Genomic DNA, 1,603 nt, shown 5'->3' with positions numbered 1-1,603 from the left:
GCCCGCCGCCTGGAAGATGTTGTTTTCCAGCTTCTGCCGCGTCCCGGCGTGGTTCATCACCAGCATGGTCACAAGGAACATCCGCTCGTTGCGGCTCTGCAAATCTTCCAGAAGCGTCTTTGCTTCGCTGCCGAACGTGGCAAGGTCGGAGGGGATGATGTCCATGTCGTACCCTGCCCGGACTGCCTTTTTCTGTTCCTCAATCTTCATGCGGTCGAGGTCGGTAATCTTGCGCTTGATGTTCTTGATTGCCGCGCTCTGGTCGATGGACTGGATGTGCAGCGTCACCACCATGCTGCTTTCCAGGTCGAGGAAATCCGCCAGCATACGGTCGGTCAGTTCCGGGGCGAGGATTTGTAAGAACGATACCGCGCCATAAGTCCTGCCGATCTGGAAATACTGGCCGGACTTGAATGTGAAGCTGTCCGGCGCGATGAAGTCCTTGCTGGAAAGCCCGGTTTTCCAGATGGCGTCCCAGGCAAACTTAAATTTCTGGTTATCCGCCGGGTGAAACATCCGGTGCAGGATTGCCAGACGCTCATAGCCGTCTAACGAGTGGGCGCGGACGCCTAACACCTTGAAATTCGCCAGCACATCCGCTTCGATGCGTTCCAGGCGGGGCTTTGCTTCTTTCAGGTTTTCCGCTTCAATGCCAAAGGTGATGTACTTGGTCTTTGTCAGGCCGTTGTTCCCCCTGGCAAGCTGGCCTTTGAGCATCCCCGAATACTCCCGCCGGATGCCGTTAAATGCGTCCGCCTGCTCCGGGATATGGATGGACTTCTGGTATTCCTCCATATCGGCCCGCTGGTTGAGGAAAGAAAGCTGGACTTTGATGGAGCTGTCAAAATAGTTGAGGAAATCGCAGTAGTTCTCAAAAATCAGGTTCTTGTCCTCGTTCTGTGCAAGCTGGTAGTTCACATCGTAAAACTGGATTTGCTTGGTGAAATAGCGGTCGCCAATGATGCAGATACCGTCCCGGCACATTTCCTGGTAGGGGATGGTTTGCTGGGCGGTCTTGGGGAGCCTGCCGTCCCGCTTTGCCTTGCTGACCGATGCCGCAAGCCGCCGTTTGTCCCGGCTGCTCAGTTTCGCGTCCGGGGTCAGGCGCAGGGTGGCCTTTAAGTCAGACTTTTCTTTTTTCAGTTCCTTTTTTGCCGTTTGCAGGTTTCTTGCCTGCTTTGCCTGCTGTTTTGTTTTCAATCGCTGATACCTCCTTGGTCTGCCGCGAAAGGGCGGCGTACAGGTTGTCGGTCTGGTACGGGCGCGTTTTCTGGCAGAGAAACTGTGCGCGTATCATATGCCGCAGGACTGCTTCTAACGGCTGACCGTCTTTTTCATAGATGCCAAACAGAAAAAAGGGCAGCATCAAACCGATCATAAGGAGCGCCGCCGGTTCGTTGCCAATGCTGCCGCGTGTAAAAATGTAGGCGGGGACGCCCACCAGTCCGCCCGCGCCAAAGCATACAATCTGGCGTTTCGTCAGGTTGAACGCCACTTTTGTCTTGACTTTGGCAAGGTCTTTGGGTACGGGTACAAAGGGCATTTATCTCACCTCCCGGTCTTTGGTTTTGGCGGCGGGGTTATCGCCGGGGACGGGCTTTGC

The 1,603-nt window shown here is 55.1% G+C and carries 2 protein-coding genes; both read right to left on the bottom strand.

What is annotated here, in order from left to right; all coding sequences use genetic code 11:
* Positions 1–1,086: VirB4-like conjugal transfer ATPase, CD1110 family (locus D5269_RS17760; RefSeq protein WP_347707313.1), on the bottom strand; the 1,086-nt coding region annotated here is incomplete at its 3' end.
* Between the two features lie 37 nt (positions 1,087–1,123).
* Entirely contained in the window at positions 1,124–1,543 is a 420-nt protein-coding gene (locus D5269_RS17755; protein ID WP_120487519.1) for a PrgI family protein, read from the bottom strand.
* Positions 1,544–1,603 lie beyond the last annotated feature (60 nt).

This window comes from Anaerotruncus sp. 1XD42-93, assembly GCF_009917605.1.
Lineage (GTDB): Bacteria > Bacillota > Clostridia > Oscillospirales > Ruminococcaceae > Anaerotruncus.
Note: the sequence above shows the minus strand (reverse complement) of the source record. Positions and strands in the feature narration are given on the sequence as shown.

What these genes read in the sequence shown, in the direction of transcription:
- D5269_RS17755 (WP_120487519.1), bottom strand. Translation starts at nt 1,543, where the DNA reads ATGCCCTTTGTACCCGTACCCAAAGACCTTGCCAAAGTCAAGACAAAA.